General features: G+C 63.5%; 25 protein-coding genes and 1 pseudogene. 4 read left to right on the plus strand and 22 right to left on the minus strand.

The window, feature by feature from the left end:
- Nucleotides 1–8 precede the first annotated feature (8 nt).
- The 3 genes from GDA49_06040 to rsmI are packed head-to-tail and all read right to left on the minus strand — an operon-like array spanning nucleotide 9 to nucleotide 2600.
- The gene (locus GDA49_06040) at nucleotides 9–812 is read right to left on the minus strand and encodes a hypothetical protein (protein MBC6439963.1); all 804 of its coding nucleotides are present in this window, start codon (nucleotides 810–812) and stop codon (nucleotides 9–11) included.
- Nucleotides 805–1893 carry a queuine tRNA-ribosyltransferase family protein gene (locus GDA49_06045; protein MBC6439964.1) on the minus strand — a complete coding sequence of 363 codons (1089 nt, stop codon included), beginning with the start codon at nucleotides 1891–1893 and terminating at the stop codon, nucleotides 805–807. The genes GDA49_06040 and GDA49_06045 overlap by 8 nt, the downstream gene beginning before the upstream one ends.
- Nucleotides 1890–2600, minus strand: coding sequence for a 16S rRNA (cytidine(1402)-2'-O)-methyltransferase (rsmI, locus tag GDA49_06050; protein ID MBC6439965.1), 711 nt, complete (start codon nucleotides 2598–2600; stop codon nucleotides 1890–1892). The genes GDA49_06045 and rsmI overlap by 4 nt, the downstream gene beginning before the upstream one ends.
- 68 nt (nucleotides 2601–2668) lie before the next feature.
- On the opposite strand from rsmI, the gene GDA49_06055 reads away from it, so the two are divergent.
- Nucleotides 2669–4747: an acetate--CoA ligase family protein gene (locus GDA49_06055; GenBank protein MBC6439966.1), complete on the plus strand. Its 2079-nt coding sequence runs from the start codon at nucleotides 2669–2671 to the stop codon at nucleotides 4745–4747.
- Between the two features lie 135 nt (nucleotides 4748–4882).
- The gene (locus tag GDA49_06060) at nucleotides 4883–5053 is read left to right on the plus strand and encodes a DUF1127 domain-containing protein (protein MBC6439967.1); all 171 of its coding nucleotides are present in this window, start codon (nucleotides 4883–4885) and stop codon (nucleotides 5051–5053) included.
- 135 nt (nucleotides 5054–5188) lie between these two features.
- Here the strand turns inward: GDA49_06060 and GDA49_06065 are convergent, their stop codons facing one another.
- From GDA49_06065 to GDA49_06080, 4 genes are all read right to left on the minus strand, one after another.
- Nucleotides 5189–5419, minus strand: coding sequence for a hypothetical protein (locus tag GDA49_06065; GenBank protein ID MBC6439968.1), 231 nt, complete (start codon nucleotides 5417–5419; stop codon nucleotides 5189–5191).
- A 225-nt stretch (nucleotides 5420–5644) separates the two neighbouring features.
- The gene (locus tag GDA49_06070) at nucleotides 5645–6118 is read right to left on the minus strand and encodes a DNA starvation/stationary phase protection protein (protein MBC6439969.1); all 474 of its coding nucleotides are present in this window, start codon (nucleotides 6116–6118) and stop codon (nucleotides 5645–5647) included.
- A 75-nt stretch (nucleotides 6119–6193) separates the two neighbouring features.
- Nucleotides 6194–6925 (minus strand): glutamine amidotransferase, encoded by a 732-nt coding sequence (locus tag GDA49_06075; GenBank protein MBC6439970.1) that lies wholly within the window; start codon nucleotides 6923–6925, stop codon nucleotides 6194–6196.
- A gap of 58 nt (nucleotides 6926–6983) precedes the next feature.
- Entirely contained in the window at nucleotides 6984–8213 is a 1230-nt protein-coding gene (locus GDA49_06080; GenBank protein MBC6439971.1) for a threonine ammonia-lyase, read from the minus strand.
- A 339-nt stretch (nucleotides 8214–8552) separates the two neighbouring features.
- Between GDA49_06080 and GDA49_06085 the strand changes: the two are divergent.
- Nucleotides 8553–9083 (plus strand): annotated as a pseudogene (locus GDA49_06085) (GNAT family N-acetyltransferase).
- Here the strand turns inward: GDA49_06085 and GDA49_06090 are convergent.
- The 15 genes from GDA49_06090 to GDA49_06160 form a co-directional block, all read right to left on the minus strand.
- A complete protein-coding gene (locus tag GDA49_06090; protein MBC6439972.1) occupies nucleotides 9084–10703 on the minus strand; it encodes an NTP transferase domain-containing protein in 1620 nt (539 codons plus the stop codon). It lies immediately after the preceding pseudogene.
- Nucleotides 10700–11383, minus strand: coding sequence for an XdhC family protein (locus tag GDA49_06095; protein ID MBC6439973.1), 684 nt, complete (start codon nucleotides 11381–11383; stop codon nucleotides 10700–10702). The genes GDA49_06090 and GDA49_06095 overlap by 4 nt, the downstream gene beginning before the upstream one ends.
- The gene (locus GDA49_06100; GenBank protein MBC6439974.1) at nucleotides 11380–11934 is read right to left on the minus strand and encodes a VWA domain-containing protein; all 555 of its coding nucleotides are present in this window, start codon (nucleotides 11932–11934) and stop codon (nucleotides 11380–11382) included. The genes GDA49_06095 and GDA49_06100 overlap by 4 nt, the downstream gene beginning before the upstream one ends.
- Before the next feature lie 166 nt (nucleotides 11935–12100).
- Complete coding sequence (locus GDA49_06105; GenBank protein MBC6439975.1) at nucleotides 12101–12265, minus strand: hypothetical protein; 165 nt, start codon at nucleotides 12263–12265, stop codon at nucleotides 12101–12103.
- 14 nt (nucleotides 12266–12279) lie between these two features.
- The gene (locus GDA49_06110; protein MBC6439976.1) at nucleotides 12280–15540 is read right to left on the minus strand and encodes a YdbH domain-containing protein; all 3261 of its coding nucleotides are present in this window, start codon (nucleotides 15538–15540) and stop codon (nucleotides 12280–12282) included.
- 300 nt (nucleotides 15541–15840) lie between these two features.
- Nucleotides 15841–17538 carry a Na(+)/H(+) antiporter subunit D gene (locus GDA49_06115; protein ID MBC6439977.1) on the minus strand — a complete coding sequence of 566 codons (1698 nt, stop codon included), beginning with the start codon at nucleotides 17536–17538 and terminating at the stop codon, nucleotides 15841–15843.
- Nucleotides 17531–17794: a hypothetical protein gene (locus GDA49_06120; protein ID MBC6439978.1), complete on the minus strand. Its 264-nt coding sequence runs from the start codon at nucleotides 17792–17794 to the stop codon at nucleotides 17531–17533. The genes GDA49_06115 and GDA49_06120 overlap by 8 nt, the downstream gene beginning before the upstream one ends.
- Entirely contained in the window at nucleotides 17791–19278 is a 1488-nt protein-coding gene (locus GDA49_06125; protein ID MBC6439979.1) for a monovalent cation/H+ antiporter subunit D family protein, read from the minus strand. Before GDA49_06125 ends, GDA49_06120 begins: the two co-directional genes overlap by 4 nt.
- On the minus strand, nucleotides 19275–20747 hold the full coding sequence (locus GDA49_06130; protein MBC6439980.1) for a monovalent cation/H+ antiporter subunit D family protein: 1473 nt from the start codon (nucleotides 20745–20747) through the stop codon (nucleotides 19275–19277). Before GDA49_06130 ends, GDA49_06125 begins: the two co-directional genes overlap by 4 nt.
- Nucleotides 20748–20757: 10 nt before the next feature.
- The gene (locus GDA49_06135) at nucleotides 20758–21132 is read right to left on the minus strand and encodes a cation:proton antiporter subunit C (protein MBC6439981.1); all 375 of its coding nucleotides are present in this window, start codon (nucleotides 21130–21132) and stop codon (nucleotides 20758–20760) included.
- A complete protein-coding gene (locus GDA49_06140; GenBank protein MBC6439982.1) occupies nucleotides 21120–21542 on the minus strand; it encodes a Na(+)/H(+) antiporter subunit B in 423 nt (140 codons plus the stop codon). The genes GDA49_06135 and GDA49_06140 overlap by 13 nt, the downstream gene beginning before the upstream one ends.
- Nucleotides 21539–22081, minus strand: a complete 543-nt coding sequence (locus GDA49_06145; GenBank protein ID MBC6439983.1) for a DUF4040 domain-containing protein — start codon at nucleotides 22079–22081, stop codon at nucleotides 21539–21541. Before GDA49_06145 ends, GDA49_06140 begins: the two co-directional genes overlap by 4 nt.
- Complete coding sequence (locus GDA49_06150) at nucleotides 22081–22425, minus strand: monovalent cation/H(+) antiporter subunit G (GenBank protein MBC6439984.1); 345 nt, start codon at nucleotides 22423–22425, stop codon at nucleotides 22081–22083. Before GDA49_06150 ends, GDA49_06145 begins: the two co-directional genes overlap by 1 nt.
- Nucleotides 22422–22685 carry a pH regulation protein F gene (locus GDA49_06155; GenBank protein MBC6439985.1) on the minus strand — a complete coding sequence of 88 codons (264 nt, stop codon included), beginning with the start codon at nucleotides 22683–22685 and terminating at the stop codon, nucleotides 22422–22424. Before GDA49_06155 ends, GDA49_06150 begins: the two co-directional genes overlap by 4 nt.
- Nucleotides 22685–23167, minus strand: a complete 483-nt coding sequence (locus tag GDA49_06160) for a Na+/H+ antiporter subunit E (GenBank protein MBC6439986.1) — start codon at nucleotides 23165–23167, stop codon at nucleotides 22685–22687. The genes GDA49_06155 and GDA49_06160 overlap by 1 nt, the downstream gene beginning before the upstream one ends.
- 328 nt (nucleotides 23168–23495) lie before the next feature.
- On the opposite strand from GDA49_06160, the gene GDA49_06165 reads away from it, so the two are divergent.
- On the plus strand, nucleotides 23496–24014 hold the full coding sequence (locus GDA49_06165; protein ID MBC6439987.1) for a DUF192 domain-containing protein: 519 nt from the start codon (nucleotides 23496–23498) through the stop codon (nucleotides 24012–24014).
- Nucleotides 24015–24173 lie beyond the last annotated feature (159 nt).

A 24173-nucleotide genomic window follows, 5' to 3' on the forward strand; every position in this document is an offset into this window, starting at 1 on the left:
GCTGGAATTCACGATTCCGCAGGGTTCAGGACGGCGATCAACTCATCGTCGAACGGCACGAACGAGAGCTCGCGCCCGCACGCCCGAGCCAGGCTTTCGATATGCTTGCCGTAGGTTTCGCGCATGCCCTTGTCGCGTCCGCCGAGCGAACGGACGGGGTAGCTCACGACGATGCGGGGCACGCCTGCGAGGCGTTGGAGAAGGGTGAGGGCGGCACCGTCCTCCTGCTGTTCGAGGCAGGGCAGGGTCTTCAGGACCAGGGCCAGCTCCACATCGCTCGGCAGCGTCTCGGTGAGAACATCGGTCCAGATGGCCTCTCCGGGACGATCGACGAGTTGCAGATAGCGTCCGATGGCGTCCGACATCCGCCGATCGATCTCAAGGGCGGTATAGCGGGCGTCCGTCGCCAAACCCATGAACGGCAGGGCAAACGCGTTGAATCCCGCCGCAACGTCCAGAACATTCGACGAAAGCCCGATTTCGCCCCAGATCGCCGCGTAGAATGCCTCGGTCCGCTCCAGACGCTCGGCGCTGGAACGATGAAGGCGGAGGGCCCTTCGGGAGGTCTCCTCCATGTCTGAGCCGGCTTCCATGCTGTCGAGCAGCTTGTCGAGGTTTCGCAGACTGCCGGGTTCGAGGTAGGCACCGAAGGCCTGGTGCAGCTTGCGCTTGGCCGCCTTCAGCGCGTCCGACGGCTTGCCATGGCGGGCAAGGGCCCATTGGGCCGTGCGCTCAAGCGCCGCGGGAGCCAGGTCGCGATACTTCGACGAGTCGGCGAGGCCCGCAACGACCGTTTGCAACGCATCAGCCATGGTCCTCCTGATCACGCAGGCGGTCGATCATCCAAGCATAGAATTTCAGGTTGTGGCGGGTTGCGAGCCGCTCGGCCGAGGGTTCGTTGATCCTGAACAGGTGATGGAGATAGCTGCGTGCGGGGCCTGTCGGGTCGAGCACGGGATCAACCGGTGCAGCCTCTCGTGAATGCTGTTCATGTTCAAGATAAAGAACGTCGTAAAAATCATTTTTTATCAATTGTTTATGTGAGCTTTCCAATGTTTTGTAAAGGCGTTTGCGGCGAGCGTTGCGGGTCGGTAGCGCACAATCGAACAGTCGGTAACCGGCGTTCCAGGCCGACACCAGATTCTCCGGTTTTCCGATGCCGAGGGCATGTTTGGGAGCCTCTGGCGGTAGCAGTTCGGCGGTCAGCGCGACCATGTCGGTCAACAGGCCATCATCGCCGATGGGCCAGCCGCCGAAGCCGAAGCCGTCGAAACCCATGGCCGCCAGTTCGTGGGCGCATCGGCGCCGCAACTCCGGGTCGTTACCGCCCTGAACCACGGCGAAGAGAAGCGTGCGTTCCTGTCCGTCCGCATTGCCTGGTTCGGTGCCGACGCGTGCGGTATATTCCTCACGGCAGCGCCGGGCCCAGGTCAACGATCGCTCCACGCTCTGGCGCTGCACGTCGGCCGCATCGTCGGGGTGGGTGCACTGGTCGAGGCAGAACAGGATGTCAGTACCGAGCTCCATCTGCCGCCGAATGCATTTTTCCGGGGTCAGAAGGTGTTTCTTGCCGCCCCTTTCGTGACGATAAACGAACCCTTTGTCGGTGACGCTGCCCAGACCGGCGCCGGACGCGGCCATCGACCAAGCCTGGAATCCGCCGGAATCGGAGGCGGCAACGCCGTTCCAGCCCATGAAGTGGTGCACCCCGCCGACCGCTGCGATTGTCGATGTGCCGGGCCGTGTCGCAAGGTGAAAGCTGTTGACCATCATTGCCTCGATCCCGCATTCGGCGAGATCACGGGAGTCGAGGCCTTTGACCACGGCGCGCGTGCCGTCGGGCAGAAAGGCCGGCAGGCGCAGGTCGCCACGGCGGGTCCGGAGCGTCTTCATGGCTCTTCGCCGCTGCGCAGAAACTTCGGATTGTTGCCTGCGATCACGAGCGTGACCTCGCCGCGGGGCGTTTCCTCGGCGAATCGGCCGGAGAGATCCGACAGCCAGCCGCGGGCGGTTTCCTCGAACATCTTGGTCAGTTCGATCGCCACCGCGGCGCGGCGATCGCCGAAGACATCAAGGCAGTCGGCGAGCAGGGCACCCAGACGATGGGGTGATTCGAACAGAACCTGGGTGTGCTCGCTCTCGACCTCGGCGGCCAGAAAGTTGCGGCGTTTGCCCGGCTTGCGCGGCGGAAAGCCCCGGAACGTGTAGCTCGCGGCCGACAGCCCGGACAGTGCCAGCGCCGTGGCGACCGCCGTTGGTCCGGGTACGACCTCGACGGCAAAACCTTCCTCGGTCGCCATCTGCACGGCCCGAAAGCCCGGATCGCTGATGCCGGGCATGCCGGCATCCGTTGCAAGGCCGACCCGCAGACCCTGGCGCAACAGCCCGGCCATGCGTTCGACGGCCTTGTCTTCGTTGTGGTCGCCGCAGGAGAAGATCGTGCGGGGACTCTGGAGGCTTGAATGCTCGTAGATCTTGCGGGTTCGGCGGGTGTCTTCGCAGGCCAGTGCATCGAGCGCGCCCAAGGTGTCGAGGACCCGCTTCGAGATGTCGTCCAGATTGCCGATTGGCGTGCCGATCAGCACGAGCGTACCTGTCATGCGCTTTCCGTTCTTGACCACGCGCCTGCCTATGGCTTCCATGCCCGCGATCTTGCGGGTTGTCGAGTATGGCGAGTTCGATAGAGGCGCTTGGCGCCTTGATGGCGCCTCGGCGGATTGCCGTGGTCGGTGCCACACCGCGCGAAGGCGCGGTCGGAAACCGGGTCATTGAGCATGTGGCAGGGCCGCGAAGCTCGAGCAGCGTGGTGGCGATCAATCCGGGATACGACGAGGTGCTGGGCCGGACCTGTTATCCGTCGCTCGAGGCGGTGCCGAAGACCCCCGATTGTGCCGTCATGTGTGTCTCCGACAGCCGGATCGAGGCCGCCGTGCACGATGCGGCCAAGGCGGGGGTGAAGGCTCTGGTTCTGCTCGGTCGTCTCTACGACCCCACGAACGACCGCCCGAACCTGGCCGAACGGATTGAGGCTATGGCGCGTGAAGCGGGGATGGCCGCCTGCGGCGCGAACTGCATGGGGCTCTTCAACTCCGTCGACGATCTCTATCTCTCGATGACCCATCTGCCCTGCCATGATCGCCCGGGGCGCATCGGGATGCTGTCGCATAGCGGCTCAACCTGGTCCGGATTGGGTGGCAACGGCCGGCCGTTGCGCTTCAACATCGGCGTCTCCATGGGCTTCGAGCTTGTCACGGGCGTTGCCGACTACATCGACTACATGGTCGAACGTCCGGAGACAGCGGCGATTGCCCTGGTGCTGGAGACGGTGCGCGACGGCGAGCGGTTTGTGGCGGCCGCGGAACGGGCCGATCGTTCGGGGATTCCCCTGGTTGCACTGAAGCTCGGCAAGTCCGACAAGGCGCGCGAGTTCGCGCTGTCTCACAGCGGCGCGCTGGCAGGCAACGAGCGGATCTACGACGCGGTCTTTCGCCGTCACAACGTGATCGGTGTCGATACGCTCGACGAAATGCTCGACACGCTGGAGGCCATGGCCTGCGACAGGGTGCCGACAACCGACACCGTGAGCATCCAGACTGATTCCGGCGGCGAACGCCAGCTCATCGCTGACATCGCCGAACGCAACAACGTGCCGCTGACCGTCTTCAGCGAAGCAACACAGCAGGCTCTTGCGGAGACGCTTGATCCCGGACTGGAGCCCGAGAACCCGGTCGATTACTGGGGCGAGGGCGGCCTGCCGGTCGCAGCCAGAGTGATGAATGTCATCGCCGATGCGCCGGAGACCGGGGTTGTGGTTTTCGCGACCAACATGGTCTCGGGCCGGGCGATCCTCTACGCCTCGACCGAAGCCTTGGAGGGCGCGCACAAGGCGACCGACAAACCCTGCATGATGCTTGCCAACATCGCCTCGACGATTGACGAGGGCGAGGCCGTGCGCCTTCGCGAGGCCGGCATTCCCGTGCTGTCGGGAACAGAGACCGGCCTGCGCGCCATCAAGCATCTGATCGACTGGCATTGCCGGCACCGCGAGGGGCGCGATGACGTCACGCCTCCCTCGCGCGCCGTGATCGCGGGCTGGCGCAAGCGGCTCGCGGGCCGCGATCTCACGCCCGAGGCGATGATGGGACTCGTTGCTGATTTCGGTGTCTCGGTCCCGATGACCCTCGTGTGCGAAACCCGCGAGCAGGTTACCGCGGCGGCGGTGCAGCTTGGCTTTCCGGTGGTTCTCAAGACCGCGGAGCCGTCGATCCTGCACAAGACCGACGTCGGCGGTGTTGTTCTGGGATTGGCCGACAAGGAGGCCCTGCTTGCCGCCTACGACATGATGGCGGCATCGCTTGGGCCGCGCGTCCTTCTCCAGGACACCGTGCTTCCGGGTATCGAGATGCTTGTCGGCATGATCAACGATGCGAATTTCGGACCGATTCTGACGATCGCGATGGGGGGGAGCCTCGTGGAGGTTCTCAACGACGCGGTGATGGTCGTGCCGCCTGTCTCCCCGTCCGAGGCAGCGGACCTGATCGCCAGCCTGAAGGCCTCGAAGCTGCTCGATGGGGTGCGGGGACGGCCTGCGGGCGATCGCGCGACCCTTGCGGAGACCGTTTCGCGGCTCTCGGTCATGGCCGCGGAACTGGGGGATCTGATTGCCGAGTTCGACGTCAATCCCGTGCTGGTGCACGAAACCGGCGTCACCGCCGTCGATGCGCTCGTGACACGCCGAAAAGCGTGACAGTCCGATGGCTGGGAGCCATGCAGTTTTTGCATGGCTGAGGTTCTGAAATCCCGCTACTGCGATGATTTGGGAAACATTATCTCTTCCCCAGCAGGCTCCATTCCGGGCCTCTTGAGACAAGGGAAAAGTGCCATGACCAATCTTCTTCGTAAGCTGCGCAACGAACTGCGTATGAAGACCATGCGTCGTGAGCTCGCCGGCCTGACGGACGGCCAGTTGGACGATCTGGGCATTCATCGCGGCCAGATCTCCGACCTGGCTCGTTACTGCCACGGTGCCGGTCCGCGTCCGGACTGCATCTAACGAATTCGCATCACGTCTGCGGGCGCGAAAGCGACAGAGTTCTCAAGGTCGAGGATTTGCTCCCAATGGTGGATCTGACGAAACCAGAGGACACACCAGGTCGAGGCCCGGGGATAGCTCCGGGCCTCGATCGATTCAGGGGCTCCGAATCGTCTCGATCAGCCAGTCCCTGAAGGTCGCGATATCCGCGCGGTCGCGATCGGATGGCTTTGTCGCGACGACATAGCCGGTGTGGGTCGGAATTGCCTCCGGCACAGGGCGAACAAGGCGTTCGGCGGCCAGATCGTCCATGACGATCGCTGTGCAGGCCAAGGCAATGCCCTGCCCGTTTCGGGCGGCGTCCATGATCGAGGTGCCGGCCACCATGCGCAGGGTGGGCCGCCCTGAAGAGTGACGCGCTCAGGACGGAAAACCTCGCCATCATCGAACATGCAGCGGCCCGCACGGCCTTCGGGGTGCCGATGTTTTTCGTCGTCGACAGGATGTTCTGGGGCAACGACCGGTTGCTTCTGGTCGAGGCTGTGATCCAAGGAAGGAGCTGAAAACAAGACCCGCCGGGTGCGTGTCCTCTCGGCGGGTCCGTACTGTGCCTTAGCGCGCCACCGATGCGTTGAGCATCCAGGCTGTCTTGTCGTGCTCGGTCATGCGGCCGATCATCATGTCGGCGGTGACCTCGTCATCGACCGCCTGAGCCGCCTGTTTGGCGGCCAGAGCCGACTGCGCCAGTGCCGTGTGATCGCGGGCCAGTTCCATCAGCATGTCATCGGCCTCGTCGAGACCCTGGTCCTCGTGCAGCCCCGACATCTTGGCGAAGGCCGCGTATGTGCCCGGCGCCTTGTGTCCCAGGGCGCGGATACGCTCGGCGATCTCGTCGGCAGCGAGGAACAGCGCGTTGTACTGCTCGCCGAACATGGCGTGCAGGCTGTGGAAGCGGGGACCCGTGACATTCCAGTGGTAGCCTTGGGTCTTGAGCATGAGGAGATAGGTGTCGGCGAGCACGGTTCCGAGCTTGCCGGCCACGACACGACGGCTGTTGGCCGTGTTCGTCTGCGGTGCCTGGGTCATTGTTATTCTCCGGAATTAGAATAATTCGGATATAGGGGATAAATACACGGTTTCAAGGCGTTGGCACCTCGAAACCTAATCTGCTGCGTTCGAAAGAGATACGGTCAGTCCGAGCCAGCGGTCGATGAAGCGGGGTACCCAAGCCTCGACAAGATGATCGTACTTCTCCGCGTTGGCGAGCTGTTCCTCGGTCGACTGCGCGCCCGGATACTCAAGCTTGGGATGGGGCTCTTCGATACCCGTCCAGTACCTGATGATGTCGACCGTGCACTCGGGGTGGAACTGCACACCGTAGACGTTGCCGTCCATGCGGTACATCTGATTGGGGAAGTGCCCGCTGGCGCCGCTCGCCAGCAATTCGCAGCCCGACGGCAGGTCGAAACCCTCACTGTGCCACTGGTAGAAGAAACGCATGTCGCCCAGCAGGTCGTCGCCGTGGGCGGTCGGCAGCACCTCGGTATAGCCAATCTCGTGCCAGCCCTCGTGATGCGGTTTGACCGTCGCGCCCAGACAGCGGGCCAGCATCTGGGCACCGAGGCAGACACCCAGAAACGGCGTGCCGGACTCCAGCACCTTGTCGATCCAGACCAGTTCGCTGGCGATGAAATCGAGCGTGTCGTCGTCGTTTGCGCTCATGGGACCGCCGAACACGATGGCGCCGGCGATGTCGTCGAATTCTTCGGGAAGGCTGTCACCCTCCCTGACGCAGCAACGGACCTCCTCGAAACCCTTGTCGCACACGGTGCAGCCGATCCGACCGGTGTTCGACTCGTTGCCGTGAACGACGCAGATGACCTTGTTCTTCATGAGCCCGGAGTGTCGCGATCCCGGACGCGCCGTCAACCGGCTCTCGTCCGGGATCGATTCAGACGGAAAGCGGCAGTGTGTCGGACTGAAGCTGGCGCACCTTGAAGCCCGCCGCTGTCAGCCTGCCCATGATGTTGGAGATATGGTCGCGGTCGAGCGTTTCCAGCACCACGTCGAGATCGGCCTGCTTGACCGGCAGGCTGGAGAACGCGCGCTGGTGGTAAACCTCAATGATGTTGGCATCGCTCTCGCCAATCACGGCGGCGATATGCGCCAGCGTGCCCGGTGCATCGGGAATCTCGATGCGCAGCTGCACCATACGCCCGTCGCGCACGAGGCCGTGTTCGATCACGGCCGACAGGATCCGGCTGTCGATGTTGCCGCCGCTCAGCACGAGGCCGACCCTTTTGCCCGAGAAACGTTCGGGATGAGCGAGCAGGGCGGCGAGGCACGCCGCGCCGCCGCCTTCCGAAACCGTCTTCTCGATCTCGACGAAGGTCTGCACCGCGTGTTCGAGCTGATCCTCGGTGACCAGGATGATGTCTGAGACCAACTCCTTGATGACAGGGATGTTGAGCTTTCCGGGGGTTTTCACTGCGATGCCGTCGGCGATCGTGCGTCCGCCCGCCTTCACGTTCAGCCCCTGTATTGTCTGGTACATGGAGGGGAACATGGCGGCTTCGACACCGATCATCTCCAGCTCGGGCTTGATCTCCTTGGCTGCCGTGGCGATGCCGCCGATCAGCCCGCCACCGCCGATCGGGACGATGATCACGTCGAGGTCGGGCACAGCTTCCATCATCTCGAGGCCAATCGTGCCCTGGCCCGCCATGACCTTCTCATCGTCATAGGGATGGACGAGGGTGAGGTTTTCGTCGGCCGCGATCTGGCGCGCCGCGATGGCGGCTTCGTCGATGGTCTCGCCAGACAGCACCACGCGTGCACCGAAGCGGCGCGTGTTCTTGACCTTCACGGTGGGTGCGCCCTCGGGCATGACAATCGTCGCGGGAATGCCAAGCCGCTGGGCATGGTAGGCGACGGCCTGAGCGTGGTTTCCGGCCGACATCGCGATCACGCCACGCTCGCGTTCGTCGTCGGTGAGTGCGGACATCTTCACCAGCGAGCCACGGTCCTTGAACGAGGCTGTGAACTGCAGGTTCTCGAACTTGACCCAGACCTCCGCGCCACTCATTTCCGAAAGTGTGCGCGAATGCGTGCAGGGCGTCTTGATGATCTGGCCTTCCAGCAACTCTGCTGCAGCCTGAATGTCGGCAAGCGTCAACGTCATGACACGGCGTCCCGTTAGATGACGGAGTGTTATGCCCAAGAGTTTTGCGGAAAACGAGCCCGGAATCGACCCCGGTCTCGCCGTTCATGGCCGCGACGGGCCGAAATCAAGTCCCATAGACGCCAGTGAGGTCCGATGACGACCCGCAATCTCAACGACCTTTTCTCGCTCAGATCCATGGCTTTGATCGGTGACAGCAATCGCCGCGCAGCGTGGGACGCACGGTGATGCGGAATCTGCTGGAGGGCGGTTTTTCCGGGCCAATCATGCCGGTGAACCCCGGCTGGTTGATCGGTCGAGGGCGTTCTTTGCTATCCCGGGGTCGCGGACCTGTCGATCATGCCCGAACTGGCCGTCATTTGCGCGCCGTCGGCGACGGTACCCGACCCGATTGTCGGTCCGGTCGTGCTGTTCGGCGCAGGGGGAAAGGCCGTTGAGGTTGTGGCTGATCGCAGCGTTGCGCTGCCGCCACTCACCATGAAGCTCGCGAAGGAGCTTGTGGCCGAGACGCGCGCCACGCGCCTCCTGGAGGGTTATCGGGATGAGCCGGCGGTCGACCGGGAGATGGCCTTTGTCGCAATCGGCGGGGAGGGCGACACATTCGGTGTGATGCGCTCGGTGACCGATCCCGATAACGAGGATGCCCAGTCTGCCATTGTCATCCGCTCGGATGTGCAGGGCAGGAGGGCTCGGCATTGCGTTGATGAAGAAGATCATCGCCTGCACGCGCCAGCGCGGTACGAACGGATCGTTGGCGAGATCCTTCACAACAATCAGCGTATGCGCAATCTGGCCCGTAACCTGGCTTTTGTCGCGAACCCGGAACCCTGTCCCTATGCGGTGCGCGTGGCGCTCGACCTGACCGTCTGATCAGCCTTGGGCGTGCCGCAGGGTCTCAGGCGTGTCGAAATCGAGCAGCACGGCATCGTCGTCGAGCGGCACTTCGGCGACGAATTCCTCGTTCTCGCCGATCAGGTGGCGCGCGCCCGTGTCTCCGGTCACTTGGCTTATCGCGTCGAAAAATCGCCGGTCCCACAGGACTGGGTTGCCGCGTTTACCGTTGTGCGTCGGCACCACGATGGCGCGCCCTTCGGCAGGAGCGTAAGCCGAGGTGAGTGTCGACAGGATTTCGGCGGAGATCCGGGGCATATCGCCCAGGCAGACCAGGGCAGCATCCGTGTTGTCGGGCAGTGCTGCGATTCCGACGCGCAAGGAGGTGCTGAGACCGTCCGCGAAGGCCGGATTGTGCGTGAACGCCACCGGGCAGTCGGCGAGTGCGGCCTCGACCTCTCGGCTTTCGTGACCTGTCACCACGGTGATGCGTTCGAGGCCTGAGGCTGCAAGCGCTTCGACGGTGTGACGGACCACGGGTTTGCCGTCGATCTCGATCAGCAGCTTGTTGCGCGGGCCCATACGGCGGCTCTGGCCGGCTGCCAGGACGACCGCGGCGAAGCGCGGTGTGCGCTGGGGGCGCGTCTCGGCATCTTCCTCCTCGGCACGAGGTTGGGGACGAAGCGGGATCTCCTTGAGCAGGCCGCCGACGCCCATGGCCATGATGTCACGGCCAGTGACGCGCAGCCCGGCGGCGATGCGTTGCAGCACCCGGTCGAAACCGTTCAGTTTCGGCGAGCGTGCGCATCCGGGTAGGCCGAGAACGGCCACGTGGCCCCGGTGGCCGAGAAGCAACAGGTTGCCGGGATCGACCGGCATGCCGAGATGGTCGACTGTGCCGCCGGCGGCTTCGATCGCGACCGGGATGACATCGCGTCGGTCGGTGATCGCAGATGCTCCGTAGATCAGCACGAGGTCGTGCGTCTCGGCTTGCTGTTCGATGGCCGAGGCCAGGGCTTCGGTCCGGTGCGCGACCCGGCATTTTGAGTCGAGCGTCAGACCGAGGGCTGCCAGGCGGTCGGTGACGACATCAGCCGTCTTGTCGAGCACGCCCGGTTTGATCGCGGCGGTTTCGGTCAGGATAAGCGCGGTGCTGCGGGCGCGGAACGGTGCGACTCCGATGGTGCCGTTGGACGCGAGGGCGGCCTCAAGGCAACGGTCGAGCGTGGCCTGCGGGACGGCGAAGGGGATAATCTTGATGGTGGCGACCATCTGGTCGGGCGTCACAACGTCGAACGACGGCAGGGTCGCGACCGTGACGGCTTCGTCGATCAGGTTGACCGCATCGATCGCGGCGATGTCGAGGGTCGCCACCCCCGCCGCCTCGCTGAAAAGATTGACGCGCCCCGTGAAGGGGCGCTGCACCCGGATCGCAGACCCGGCAAGCGCGTCGGCAAGCAGACACGCAGCGTCGTCCTCATGGACGTCGTCGGGATCGAGGTGCGCGACAGTGACATGGCTGTATCCGGCCTCCGCCAGATCCGAAGCGTGCTCGGCCTGCAGAATCAGGCCCTTCCTGAAAGTGCGGGTGCCGCAGCGTGTGCTGTGGACCAGAATCGCACCGGCAGCCTGATCGACAGGAACGTCGCCGAAGTTCATGCCAGCTTGCCGCGCTGGGCCGCCACGACCTCGGCCATGATCGACAAGGCGATCTCGGATGGTGTCCTGGCACCGATGTCGAGGCCGACCGGCCCCTTGATGCGTGTGATCAATGCTTCGTCGAAGCCGCCTTCGGTCAGGCGCGAGACACGTTTGGCATGGGTCCGCGTGCTGCCCAGCGCGCCGATGTAGAACACCGGGGCCCGTAATGCGAAGTGCAGCGCGGGATCGTCGATCTTCGGATCGTGGGTAAGCGTCACCACAGCGGTGCGATGGTCCGGTGCGAGTTCGGCCATGGCGTCATCGGGCCAGGCATTGAGCAGGGTGATCCCCGGTAACCGCGTGGTGTCGGTCCAGGCATGGCGGGGATCGATAACGGTCATGGCGTAGCCGGTGATGCGGGCGAGCGCCGCGAGCGGCTCGGCGACATGCACGGCGCCGACCACGATCAATCGGAGCGGCGGGTTGAAGACGTGCAGAAACAGGCGGCGGCCATCGATCTCCACGGCTGTGGATCGGTCGGAAGCGAAAGCGTCGGCCACCGCGTCGGCGAGTTCCGGATCCGGTGCATCACCGAGCGCGATCAGCTTCTCGTCGCCGGAATCAAGCCAGGTCGCGACGATGACGGCGCGTTGTTCGCGTCTCGCCTCGTTGAGCGCCGAAAGTGTGGCGGCCCTCATGTCAGGGGGGCGACGAAGACGTGGACCGTGCCACCGCAGGTCAGGCCGACCTCCCAGGCACGCTCGTTGCTGACCGAAAACTCGAGATTACGAACGGCACCGTCGGCGATTGCGGCCTGGGCTTCGCCGATCACCGCGCCTTCGATGCAGCCGCCCGAGACCGAGCCCCGGAAGGTGCCGTCCTCGCGTACGGCAAGCTGGCTGCCGACCGGTCTGGGGCTCGAGCCCCAGGTGTTGGTCACTGTGGCGAGCGCGACCTTGTGGCCGGACCTCGCCCAGCCCTCGGCCATTTCGAGAACATCCTCGTTAAGGCTGCCTTCAGCCATTGTTTTCATCTCCTTGTCGGTCAGCCGGTCGGGACCGCCGAGCGCCTCGGCCAGGTCCTCGAGACTTTCCAGATTATGGCATGTTCGGAAGGCATCGACATGGGACAGCATCATGCGGCCATCCCGTGATCGCGGTTCGAAACCGCGCCAGCGCAGAAGTGGGTTGAGCCAGATCAGCTTGCGGCAGGACTGCTGAAGCAGAACGGCAGAGTCCGTGCCCTTCACCCGCTCGCTGCAGCCGGGCACCTTGCGGCGCAGAATCTCGAGTTCCCGTTACGCGCCGGGGTCATCGGCCCGGTGGTAGAGACAGCACCGCTTGAGCGCGTGCTGGATCTCGCGCGTTGGGTTCGACGATATCACGACAACGGGTGGTTTGTCGGCGCGGTCGAGTTCATCGATCAGCAGGATCGGCGGACCGGATCTCGATCATCTGACAAGGGTCGTTCCACTCGTGGAAAGCATGCGCGATGTCGAGCCCCTTGTAACACTGCAGCCTGATCAGGTCCCGCCCCAGCGCAGCGGCCAGGACCCTGGCCGTCTCCATCTTGCCGATCATGATACGTCATTGTGTCAGAAACCCGACAGCCTTTCGCGGATTTCTTCGGAAATCCGCCAGCCCGCGAGGCTGTCACGCACGATTCGGTCGAGATCGCCGGTCAGGTTGACGTTGAGTTCGATCGGGTAGCCGTCATAAAGGTCCGGGTTGGCCCCGGCGATGTGGAGCCCGAGCTCGGTCTCGCCGCCGGCCTCGCGGTTTATATCGACGCCCAGCGCCGTGAACTGAAAGTTCTCAAACGCGCCGAGCACAAGCGCCATGTTCTCGTCGTCGAGCGCGAACGGCATGTCGCCGTCTCCCGGTGTGTAGTGCAGGGTGCCCGGCGAATCCGCGTCGAGACGCCCACCCTTGATGACGACATCGTCATCGCTGATGACAACGGGGATTGAACCTGTCAGTCGGGCGTCGATCGAGAGTCCGGGGATGTCGACGTTCTCAAGCAACGTTCCGAGGTCGATGCCTCGAATGTTGAGCATGACCTCGTTCCCGTCCGGCATGAACCGAAGGATGGACGGATTGACGACCACATGACCGCCGGCGAGTTCTGCCGATGCGAACTGGAGCAAGAGACTGTCGTCGCCCGGAAGCGAGAGTGTGACGGCAAGATCGGTCAGTGGAACACCGGCATCGATACGCCGTGCGGACAGCGTTTGCTGGGGCGGCGTCGAAAGCGGGGCGACGTTGGTGAAGGTGACGGAGCCGTCCAGCCCCTCGATGGCGATATCTCCGTTCCGGCCGGAAACCTCCAGAAAGGAGAGGGTAAGGTTGGACGAGGTCACACCGCGTTCGGCAACGATCTCGCCATAGAGCTCGATGGCGCCCGTTGCGTCTGTCAGCAGCGTACCGTAGAGCGGCGAGACGTCCTGCGGTTGGCTGCCGTCTTCGAAACGAATCGCCGGCACGCGGACAAGGGCCCGCAGCCGCTCGGTTTCGGGTTCATAGCTCGCCTCCATGTTGGCGAGATAGCGGCGACCGTCCATGTGAAGGTTGCCATTGAAGCGCATATCATCGCCCAGAGGCCAGACCGGAGAGACGGAGAAATCGGCGACCATCGGACTGAACCGGGCGGGTTCGAGGATATCCTCGACTTGGCGGATATCGGCATTGATCTGAGGCCAATCCGACAGTCCGTTGTTGTAGGTGGCGAGGATACGAATGTCGCCGAGCCGGACGTCGGGTCCCAGAACGGCGAGGTCGCCACCGTCGGTCTCAATCGTGCCTTGGAAATGGTAGGAGCCGAGACTGCCGAACCGGATGCCCATGTTCGGCAGGGTGCCGCGCAGCGTCGCCAGGGTGTTGCCCTCGTCGAACAGGTCGACATGGGCGCCGGTCGGACCGATCAGCAAGCGGACATCCCAGCTCCAATCTCTGTTGAATCGCTCCAGGACGAGCAGAGGCAGGGATTCCGGCTCGAGCTTGATTGATGTGGCGTCCCATGAGCGGAACCGTGGATGCTCTGCGCTCTCGAGATCGAGCCATGCCGTATCGGTCAGCCTGACGTGAAAACGTTTGTCGATCAGCTCGAGGTTGAGCGGCAGCTCGGCCAGAAGACCTGTCGCCGTGATCCCGGTTGCCTCCAGGCTGTCCGCCCTGAAGAGGGCAACAGGATCGACCGCAGCCTGCGTCGCACCGTCGACATGTTCGATCCGCAAGGGCATGTCGAGAACCACGCCACGAGCCTCGACATCGGCCGTCGCTGCCGTATCGAGCCTGGCTTGCAGGTTGACCGCACCATCGAAGATCGCGGGCGTACCGGAAAGTTGCCCGCTGAGCCGGATGATCCCATCGACAGCGTCCGGAATAATGTCACCGGAAGCGGCAAACTCGAAGGTCGAGAGCGAAAATGTATCGAATATGCCCGAAACATCGAAGCCGGCGTCGCCGCGGACAAACACCTGCCCTTCGAATGTTTCGCCCGACGTGATGGCGGCGGTCAGCGATCCCGTCAGCGCGGTCTCGTCGCGCGCGACCGGCAGTCGCACGACAACACCTCCCGGCGGCACGGTGACGTCGAAGGTGCGATCGAAGGCCGCACTGACGCCGTCGTCTTCCGCCGGGGTATGGACGACCAGTTCGTGAAGATGGCCACCTTCGCTTGCCACGATATCGAGAACGCCAACTGACAGAGCGGCTTCGAGCGCCAACTCCGATGCTGCGATGGCCAAGGTTTCCCGGACAGCGAGCGGGCCCGTCACGATTCTGGCCGAACCCGCCACGTCGACGGCACCTGGCGAGAGTGGCCCGGATCCCGGCGCTTGACCTTCCAGCGAGAAGGTCATCTGAGCCGGCCCGCCGAACGTGATGTCCTCCAGGATCGGAAGGGCGAGAGGCTCGCGGATTGCCAGAAACCCGGTACTCGCGATCCGAATGTGTTCGTCGACCGGCCCGGATACGAACGAGAGCGTCGCCGAAAGCGCTGAGGTCTCGTGCCCGATCATAAGGTCGCCGAAAGCGCTATGGCCATCCCAGGTTCCCTGAAGCGCCAGCGGCCCGGTAGGGTAGCCGTCGATCTCACCCTCGGTCGCACGCAGGTCTGCAGACCAGGCGATCGGCTCGTGTGGTGAGGCCAAGGTGACCTGGAGCGCGCCGGTGATCCCCGACAACCCGATCCCTTCGTGTGCGACATTGATCTGCCGGGGCGTCACGACGAGCGTCTGCGCTCCCGTCAGTGGATCGACCACGTAGGAGATCGTGCCGTCACCGTTCGCGATTCCGGATCGCAGGGTCCATGAACCGGCACCCGAAAGCGATCCCGGTCCGGCCTGCAATGCACCATCGAACGCGATCGATGCTTCACCCTCCGGATGCACAATCCGAACCTCGATCGCTTCGGCGACAAGGTGGGCAAACGGGCTGACCTGATCACCCGAACCGTCGCCTTCGACCCAGGCCAGCACCTCGGCAGTCTTGCCTGTCAGGATGTTGTTTTCATCGAGATTGAGCTTGAGCGTTGTCCCGGTCAACCGGACGGCTTCGACGCGGCCATCAAGCAACTGCCGGAAGCTGTAGGTCAGCACGACGCGATCGATCCGGGCCAGACCGTCGATGGTGACATCGGTCAGCACCGTGCGGTCGGTAAGGACCTCGGCCACGCTGTAGCGGGTATCCGGGAAGGGTGTTTCGTGGAGCCCGCGCTGGATGAGCCAGACGACGATCTCGGCGCGCGCGCCGAACCACGCGGCCACGATCACGGCCGCCGCGACCAGGACGATGATCGAAAGACAGCGGACGGTGCGGCGCAAGAAGCCGATCAGGTCCTGGATGAAGAGCAGCACACCACAAGTCTAACGCGAAGCCGGGACCTGTGCATGATCAACCCTCGGTGTTGGGAGGGATCAGCCGAGCGCCTTGGCAACGGCGCGCTTGGCCATCACCGTGACCAGATGGGCGCGGTCGTCGGCCACGCCTTCGATTGTCGTGATCTCGGCTCACTCGGCTTCCCTTTCGATCTCCTGGCAGCCGGGAATGTACTGCTTGAAAATCTCGGGATCGTTGAGAGGCCTCCCGCACAGCCTGGCGCGGGGCTGCGATGCGGTACTCGTCTTTCAGGTCTATCCGTGTCTTCCGTTTGGCTCTCAGAAGCCTCTGATGAGTTGCATGATCAGAACAAGACCGAACAACACTATCACAACGAGGGAGGCGGTGCTGATGACGGGGTCGCGGGCGAACAGGCCCTGGGGGCCGTGCCAGCGCATCGCCAGACCGATCGTGCCGTTGATGCCGGATCGTGCGGCCTCGCGCAGCGGCACGCCGATCGCTTCAAGAACGCTGCGGAACAAGCGTACCGCCCGCGGCAGCAGCCAGCGATAGCTCCATTCGGCGTCGACATTGACGCCTGCCCGTTCCGGCGGCTCGAGCTTTGTCAGCCGCAGGACAACGAAACACAGCGCTGCGAACAACAGTAGCTGCATCTGTGTCAGGACATGCTCGACCGTGTAGGGCGCATAGGTCACGGGGTAAGGCAGGTGTTCATAAAGCAGACGCGGGAAGACCCCGATCCCGATGCAGAACACGGCCGCGATCGCCATGGCGATCAGCATCGACATCGGCGCTTCCTTCGGGCGCAGGCCGGAGTCGTGGTTGAAGAATGCAAAGAACGGGATCTTGATGCCCGCGTGGTGCAACACGCCGGCCGAAGCAAACAACAGCGCGATCCAGACCCAGTCGTGGCCTTCCTTCAGAGCCGCACTCATGACCATGGCCTTGGCGACGAATCCGGAGAACAGCGGGAAGGCCGAGATCGATGCCGCACCGATGATGCAGAGCACGGTGGTCCTGGGCATGGTGCGATAGAGCCCGCCGAGCTCCGTGGCGCCCATCTTGCCCGTGCGGAACAGAACCGCGCCCATCGACATGAAGAGCAGCGATTTGTAGAGCACGTGCGCAAAGGCGTGGGCCGCAGCACCATTGATGGAGAGCTCGGTGCCGATCCCGATGCCGGTGATCATGAAACCGAGCTGGTTGAGCAGGCTGTACGACAGCACTCTGCGCAGATTGTCCTCGATCACGGCGTAGAAGATCGGGAACAGCGTCATCGCCGCGCCGATGTAGATCAGCAGCTCGGTGCCCGGGAACATTGTGGCCAGGCAGTAGATCGAGGTCTTGGTGGTGAGCGCACTCATCAGCACCGTGCCGGTCACGGGCGCTTTGGGGTAGGTGTCGGTGATCCAGTTGTGGAGCAGCGGGAAGCCGGCCTTGATGCCCAGCGACATCAGGATGAGCCAGGCTGCCAGGCCTTCGAGCTCCATCGGATGCATGACGAGCGACTCGCCCTGGCTGGCGAGGGCCGCGATGCCACCGATCATGAGCAGGCCCGAAAGCACCTGGAGCATCATGTAACGCATGGCCGCGCCTTCGGCGTCCGGCGTCCGGCGTGCCAGGATCAGGAAGACGGAGGTGAGGCCAAGCCCCTCCCAGAACAACAGCAGGGTCAGCAGGTCGCCCGCGAACACGGCACCCATCGTGCTGGCGGCATAGGCCAGGCCCGCGGTCTGCTCGAGTTTGCTGGGCTGGTGCAGCCCGTAGACCATCGCGATGAAGGTGGCGATCGTGAAAAGCCAGCCGAACAGCATCGACAGGCGGTCGGGCTGGACGAGGATGAGCTCCTGGCCGACCAGCGTGACGATCGTCGGTTCCGCATCGCCCAGGAGCAGAAGATTGACACCCGCGACAACCGGCGTGGCGACCGCCAGCACGTTGCGCAGCCAGCCCCGCGTCACCACGACCAGCGCAGCGCCGACCAGGAACACCAGGAAGGGCGCGACGCTAGTCATTGTAGAAGTTCTCACCCTTCTGAACGAGGAAGCGCAGGCCTTCGGCCAGCAGAACGAGCAAGGCATAGGCCGCAAAGCCGAACACGGCGTAGAAACCGATCATGTCTTCCCAGTCGTGGTAGCCGTGACGCTCAATGAAGAAATCAGCAATGAAGACGGCCGCGCAGGCGGCGACCAACGCCCGGATCATCAGCCTGACGTTGCGCGGATTGTCGAAGAGATAACGTCTGCCGTCGTCTCTGGGGGGCTGGCTCATGGCAGCGCTCCGGCGGTGATCGCCGCGCCCTCGAGCAGCGCGATCAGGGGGTCGGGATAGAAGAAGAGAACGAAGCAGCCCAATGTCGTGAAGCCGATCGCGGCAAGGCAGGCGGCGGGCGCCTCGTGGCGCTTGGCCGGCACACCGGCAGGCAACGGGCGGAAGAACGCGCGGAACGGAATCGGCAGCAGATAGGCGATGTTGAGCAGCGTCGAGAGGAACAGCACAGCCGCGAAGATCGCCTTGTCGGCGTCGATGGCGCCTGCGACCAGCAGCCACTTGCTCCAGAGACCGCAGAGGGGTGGCAAACCGATGATGCTGAGGCTTCCGATCAGGAAGGCGGCGAAGGTCCAGGGCATGACACGGCCCAATCCGTCGAGCTGCGAGATCTCCGTCTTGTGCGCCGCGACCAGGATAGCGCCCGCACAGAAGAAGAGTGTGATCTTGCCAAAGGCGTGGGTCGCGATGTGGAGACCGCCGCCGAGGAACCCGGCCTCGGTGGCAAGAAGCGCGGCGAGCACGATGTAGGAGAGCTGGCTGACGGTCGAGTAGGCCAATCGGGCTTTCAGATTGTCCTTGGTCATCGCGATCAGCGACGCGGCGATGATGGTAAAGGCTGCGCCCCACTGCAGGACGTCGGTCATGACGAGGTCGCGCAACAGATCGAACCCGATGATGAAGGTTGCGATCTTCAGGATCGTGAAGACACCAGCCTTCACGACCGCGACCGCATGCAGAAGGGCGCTGACCGGTGTCGGTGCGACCATCGCGGCGGGCAGCCAGCGATGGAACGGCATGACCGCCGCCTTGCCGACGCCGAAGACGAAGAGGACAAGCAGGGCACCGGTGACAACAGGGTCCTGGACGTTCTGCAGGATGCCGCCCGGCACGAAGTCCAGCGTCCCTGCAAGCCAGTAGGTCGCGATGATGGCGAGCAGCTGAAAGCCGATCGAGGTGCCCAGGAGGATGCCGAGATAGGTGCGTCCGCCCTTGCGTGCCTCTGGGGTCCTGGCATGGGTGACGAGCGGGAAGGTCGCCAGCGTCAGGGCTTCATAGAAAACGAAAAGCGTCAGCAGGTTGCCGGCAAAGGCGACACCCATCGCGGACGCGATGCTGATGGCGAAGAAGGTGTAGAAACGAGTCTGGTTCTTCTCGTGATGCCCACGCATGTAGCCGATCGCGTAGACGGTCGTGACAATCCAGAGACCGCTCGCGACCAGCGCGAAGAGCATGCCGAGCGGCTCGACCTCCAGCGTGATTCCGATGTTGCTGACTGGCTCGGCGAGCGAGATGCGGATCTCTTCGCCGGCTTCGAGCGCTGTAGCAATCAGGGCGACGTTGCAGAACAGCACAACGCCGGTCGTAAGGCTGATGCCTTCGCGCACATCCGGCCAGCGGCTTGTCAGGAGGATGCCGATGGCACCGACCAGGGGAATGGCAATCGCCAGTGCCGCAAGCAGGCCGGGATCGGGCAGGCCGGTCATAACGGCGCTCCCAGCATGACGGCAGCGACGTCCGCCACGTTGACGGTGAATCGCGTGGCGATGCCGAAGACGACACACAGCACGGTCAGCAACACGGTCGTGCCGAGCAGCATGGCCGGTGCCTCACTGCGACCGGCACCTTCGGGCGGAGGCTGGAAGTAGGCCACCTCGACAACGCGCCAGATGTAAATGATGGCGAGCAGGGAGCTGAGCACGATCAGCACGGCGACCGGCCACAGATCGGCTCGCAGGGCCCCCGCGATCAGATACCACTTGCTGACAAAGCCGACGGTGAACGGCACGCCGATCATCGACAGGCCTGCCACGACGAAACAGGCCATCGTGATCGGCATCCGCCGGCCCAGTCCCCGGAAGGTTTCCAGGTTTGCATTGCCAAGGCGCATGATGACGCAGGCCATCACCAGGAACAGAGCACCCTTCATCAGGCCGTGGTTGAAGGCATGGACGATGGCGGCGACGAGGCCGTCCTGATTGCCGTAGCCGATGGCGGCGGCGATGTAGCCTACCTGGGCGACGCTCGAATAGGCGAGCATGCGCCTGAGGTCGTTCTGCCAGATCGCGACCAGCGAGCCAACGAAGGCGCCGGCGATTCCCAGGGGGATGAGGACCCAGCCGATCCGCATATCGACGAACGCGAACTCGGCACCGAAGACGTTGTAGATGAAGCGGATCAGGATGTAGGCGCCGACCTTCGTCGCCGTCGCGCCGAAGAAGGCGGAGACCAGTGACGGGGCGTAGGTGTAGGCGTTCGGCATCCAGACATGGGCCGGGAACAGCGCGAACTTGATGCCCGCGCCGACCAGGATGAAGGCCAGCGATGCCTGAACCGGTGCCAGATGCCAGAGAGCCGGGAGCCGGACCGCGAGGTCTGACATGTTGAGTGTGCCCGTCACCATGTAGATCAGGCCGATGCCGATCAGGATGAAGGTCGCACCCACCGTTCCCAGGGCGAGGTAGCTGAAGGCCGCCTTCGACGCCCGCCGGTCGTTGGCTGTGGCGACCAGGGCATAGCTCGCCAGAGACGAAATCTCGAGGAAGACATAGAGGTTGAAGACGTCGCCCGTGACGACGATGCCCAGCATGCCGGTCAGTGCCAACAGTGCCAGCGTATAGAACAGGCGTTGCGCGCGGGGTGCCACCTCGACACCAATGCCGAGCGGTACAGCCGGCATGATGATCGCCGCCATGCCGGAGACGAGCACAAGCAGCAGCGCGCTCATCGGGTCGACCACCAGGCCGATCCCCAACGGCGGCGCCCAGCCGCCCATCTCGTACCAGACAAAGCCCAGACCCAGCACGTTGAGGAAGAGCGCAATCGCGATCGCGAAGGTCAGCCAGGCCGCAGCCGTGGCGAATAGCCCGGCCAGTCGCGATTGCACCAGCAACGCGCAGACCGGCGCCGCGATCAGCGGGACGGCGATCTGAAGCGCTGGAAGATGCTGCACCAGCGGCACAGTTTCAGCGATCTCCATCGTCGCGGAGTTCATCCTCCTCGATCGAACCGTAGGCCTCCCGGATGCGCACGATCAGGGCGAGCGCGAGCGACGTCGTCGCGACCGAAACGACGATGGCCGTGAGGATCAGCACATGGGGAAGGGGGTTGGAGTAGGCCGTCGCACCCTCAAGCACGATCGGCGCAGTGCCGCCCTCGACATAGCCGATCTCGATGTAGAGCAGGAACACCGACGTCTGGAATATGTTGAGGCCGATGACCTTCTTGATCAGGTTGCCCTGTGTCATGCCGATGTAGAGTCCGATCATCATCACGATGATCGCACCCCATTGGACGGCATGGCCGAGGACGAACTCGAGCGCACCCACTACGGCCGCCAGCGCTCGGCGAAGGTGAAGAAGATGGCGATCAGCACGCCGGCGACGGTGATGCCGACGCCGAGTTCGATGATGATGATGCCGATGTGCTGGCCGTGAACGGGATTGTTGCTGTCGAGCGCACCGTACTCGAGGAAGTTGCCACCGAGGAAGAGGGTGGCGAAGCCGACGGTCGCATAGAGCAGAAGGCCTGACGAGATCAACAGAGTGACAGCCGGAAGTGGCAGAACCTTGATGGTGCGGCGTACGCCGAAAACCACGGCATAGACGATGAAACCGGTCGCGAAAATCACGCCAGCCTGAAAGCCGCCGCCAGGGCCATAGTCGCCGTGCATCTGCACATAGAGTGCGAACAGCAGGATGAACGGGACCAGCATCTTGACGACGACACGGACGATCAGGTGTTCGCTCATTCGCCGTCCTCCTTCCAGCGCCAGAGAAGAGCAATGACGGCGATGCCGGCTGTGAAGATCACGGTGACCTCACCCAGCGTGTCGTAGCCCCGATAGCTCGCCAGGACGGCCGTGACGACGTTGGGCACGCCGGTCTCGGCTGGTCCCTCGGCAAGGTAACGGTCGCCAACATGAGTCTGGCTCGGTGCCGAGGGATCGCCCATCAGCGGCATCTCGAAGGTGGCATACATCAGCGCCAAGCCGGTCGCGATGGCTACCGGCAGGCCGATATAACGTTGCTTGATGTGACTGCTGCGGAGCATTTCCTCCCGTGTCGTGAGCGAAATCACCGCCAACATCAGCGTCAGGGTGATACCGGCACCCACGGCCGCCTCCGTTAACGCGACATCGACAGCGTCGAGCAGGGTGAAGACGACCGCGAGGATCAGGCTGTAGACGCCGGTCAGGATCGCCATGCCGAGCGGGCTGCGGATCTTCACGAGCGTCAGTGCGAGCGCGATCATCAGGACGACAAGGATGATGACATGCCATTCGACCATCAGGGGTTCTCCTTGTCGGACTCGTCTCTGGCCTGATTGGCCTCAGGAGCGTTCGGCGACAGACCGCCCAACAGGGCGGAATGAGCCACGGCATGGCTCGCTGTCGGCGATGTCAGCACCAGAACGATACCGATCAGCACGATCTTCACGGTCACGAGATCGAAATCGGTCTGCAGTGCCATGCCGAGCAGCAGAAGGGCGGCGCCGCCGGTGTCGGCCAGGCCGCCGCTGTGCAGCCGGGTGAAGAGATCGGGAAGGCGCAACAGGCCAATCGCGCTCACCACCATCAGCAAGGCGCCGATGATCAGGCAAATCCAGCTTGCGATGTCGAGGGCGAGGATCATTCTTCCTCTCCCAGATGGCCGTGCTTGAAGAACCGCAGCGCAGCAAGGGTGCCGACGAAGTTCAGCAGCGCATAGGTTAGCGAGAGGTCCAGGAAATCCGGACGTCCGGTCAGGAAACCGCCCAGGGCTATCAGCAGCACGGTCATGGTGCCGTGCACGTTGACCGCGAGAATGCGGTCGTAGGGTGTCGGCCCGCGCACGGCGCGCACCAACGACAACGTCATGGCCGCGACCAGCAGCAAGGTGGGGATCGTGAACATCATGACGATCCCTCCATGGCGCAGACCCTGCGGTCCATCTCGCCCTCTTTCAGCGACTCGAACTCCGAGCAGGAGAGCGCATGGACATGAATGCGGCCGGGAAAGACCGACAGCGACACGGTGCCCGGTGTCAGCGTGATCGAGTTTGCAAAGGTAACGAGCCCGACCGTGGTTTGCTGGCTCGCGGTCACCCAGCCCGAGGCGGGATCGAGCCGGGACATCGGACCGAGGACAGCACGGGTCACGGCGATGTTCGACCGGGTGATCTGCCAGGCGAGCCAGGGAAGGTAGACGATCAGACGCCATGTGAGCTGCACGGGATGTCCCTCGCCGTCGATCACGCTCATGCGATGTGCAATCGTCACGACGATGAGGCAGGACACGAGTCCCGAGCCAATCAGAAACGGATCCCAGTGGCCCGAAAGGAGCAACCAGGTGCCGAACAGGATGGCGAACAGGCTGAAGGTCCGTGCCGAGAACATGGCGTCTCCCGAGTACGTTGCAGGGCCCGAGTACGTTACAGGGAAAGTGGACGCGCGGGCCTTACCCCGCCCGCGATGTCCCCGTGTTGGAGTCCGAGTATGCCCAGAGGGTCCGTTTGGGCAAGTCCGGCCGCGACGCGGCTTGCGCAATTCCGCACAGCCGGAACCGCGATGTCGAACAGCGCGAACACAGCGACCATCGATCCCGCATCGGGCTCAAGCGCCGCCCAGGCTGCAACATCGGGAAATGGATAACCCTGATGTTCGGGAATTGTCAGTCGGGTAGGGTGTGCCCGCCAGAACCGGAACAGAGCCGACGATACCCGGAATGAATACAGGATTGAATCGGTGCCGAGCGGGCGCCGGGCTGTTCCCGTCTCCCTGGTCTTTGACAAAGCGTTTCATCGGGCTCGCGTTCGTTCTTGCCACCCTGGCTGGCCCCCTTGTGGCGGGAGCTCAAGCCTTTGAACGAGATCATCTAACGATCCAGACGACAGATGGCGAGTCCTACCGTTTTGATGTCGAACTGGCGGTGAGTGCACAGCAAAGGGCTCAGGGGCTAATGTTTCGCGAGCAGATGGGCGCGTGCAAAGGAATGTTGTTTATCTTCCCGGAGGAAGCATTGCGGAGCTTCTGGATGAAGAACACCATTCTGCCACTCGATCTGATATTTATCGATCGCTTCGGATACATCGTCAGTATCAGCACGAACGCTGTCCCCTTCGATGAGACTCCCATCCTGTCGGGCGTACCGGCTCTGGCGGTTCTGGAGGTTCTTGCCGGGACCGTGGAGGAGCTCTCGCTCGGCGTCGGCGACCGAATTGTTCACGAGGCTTTCGAGCGCTGATCGGGAATCCATACAGAGTCGGGCATTTGGTTCTGGATTCTCCCGGGTCTGAAAACGGCATGGTGATCGAGGATGAGGTGCCCGGGGTCGACATCGCCGGCAGCGGGAACCAGCGCGGTAACGGTTGACGCAGCCCGCCTCAGCAATCAAAAGGGCCGC

The sequence above is a fragment of the Rhodospirillales bacterium genome (assembly GCA_014323865.1).
GTDB lineage: Bacteria > Pseudomonadota > Alphaproteobacteria > SP197 > SP197 > SP197.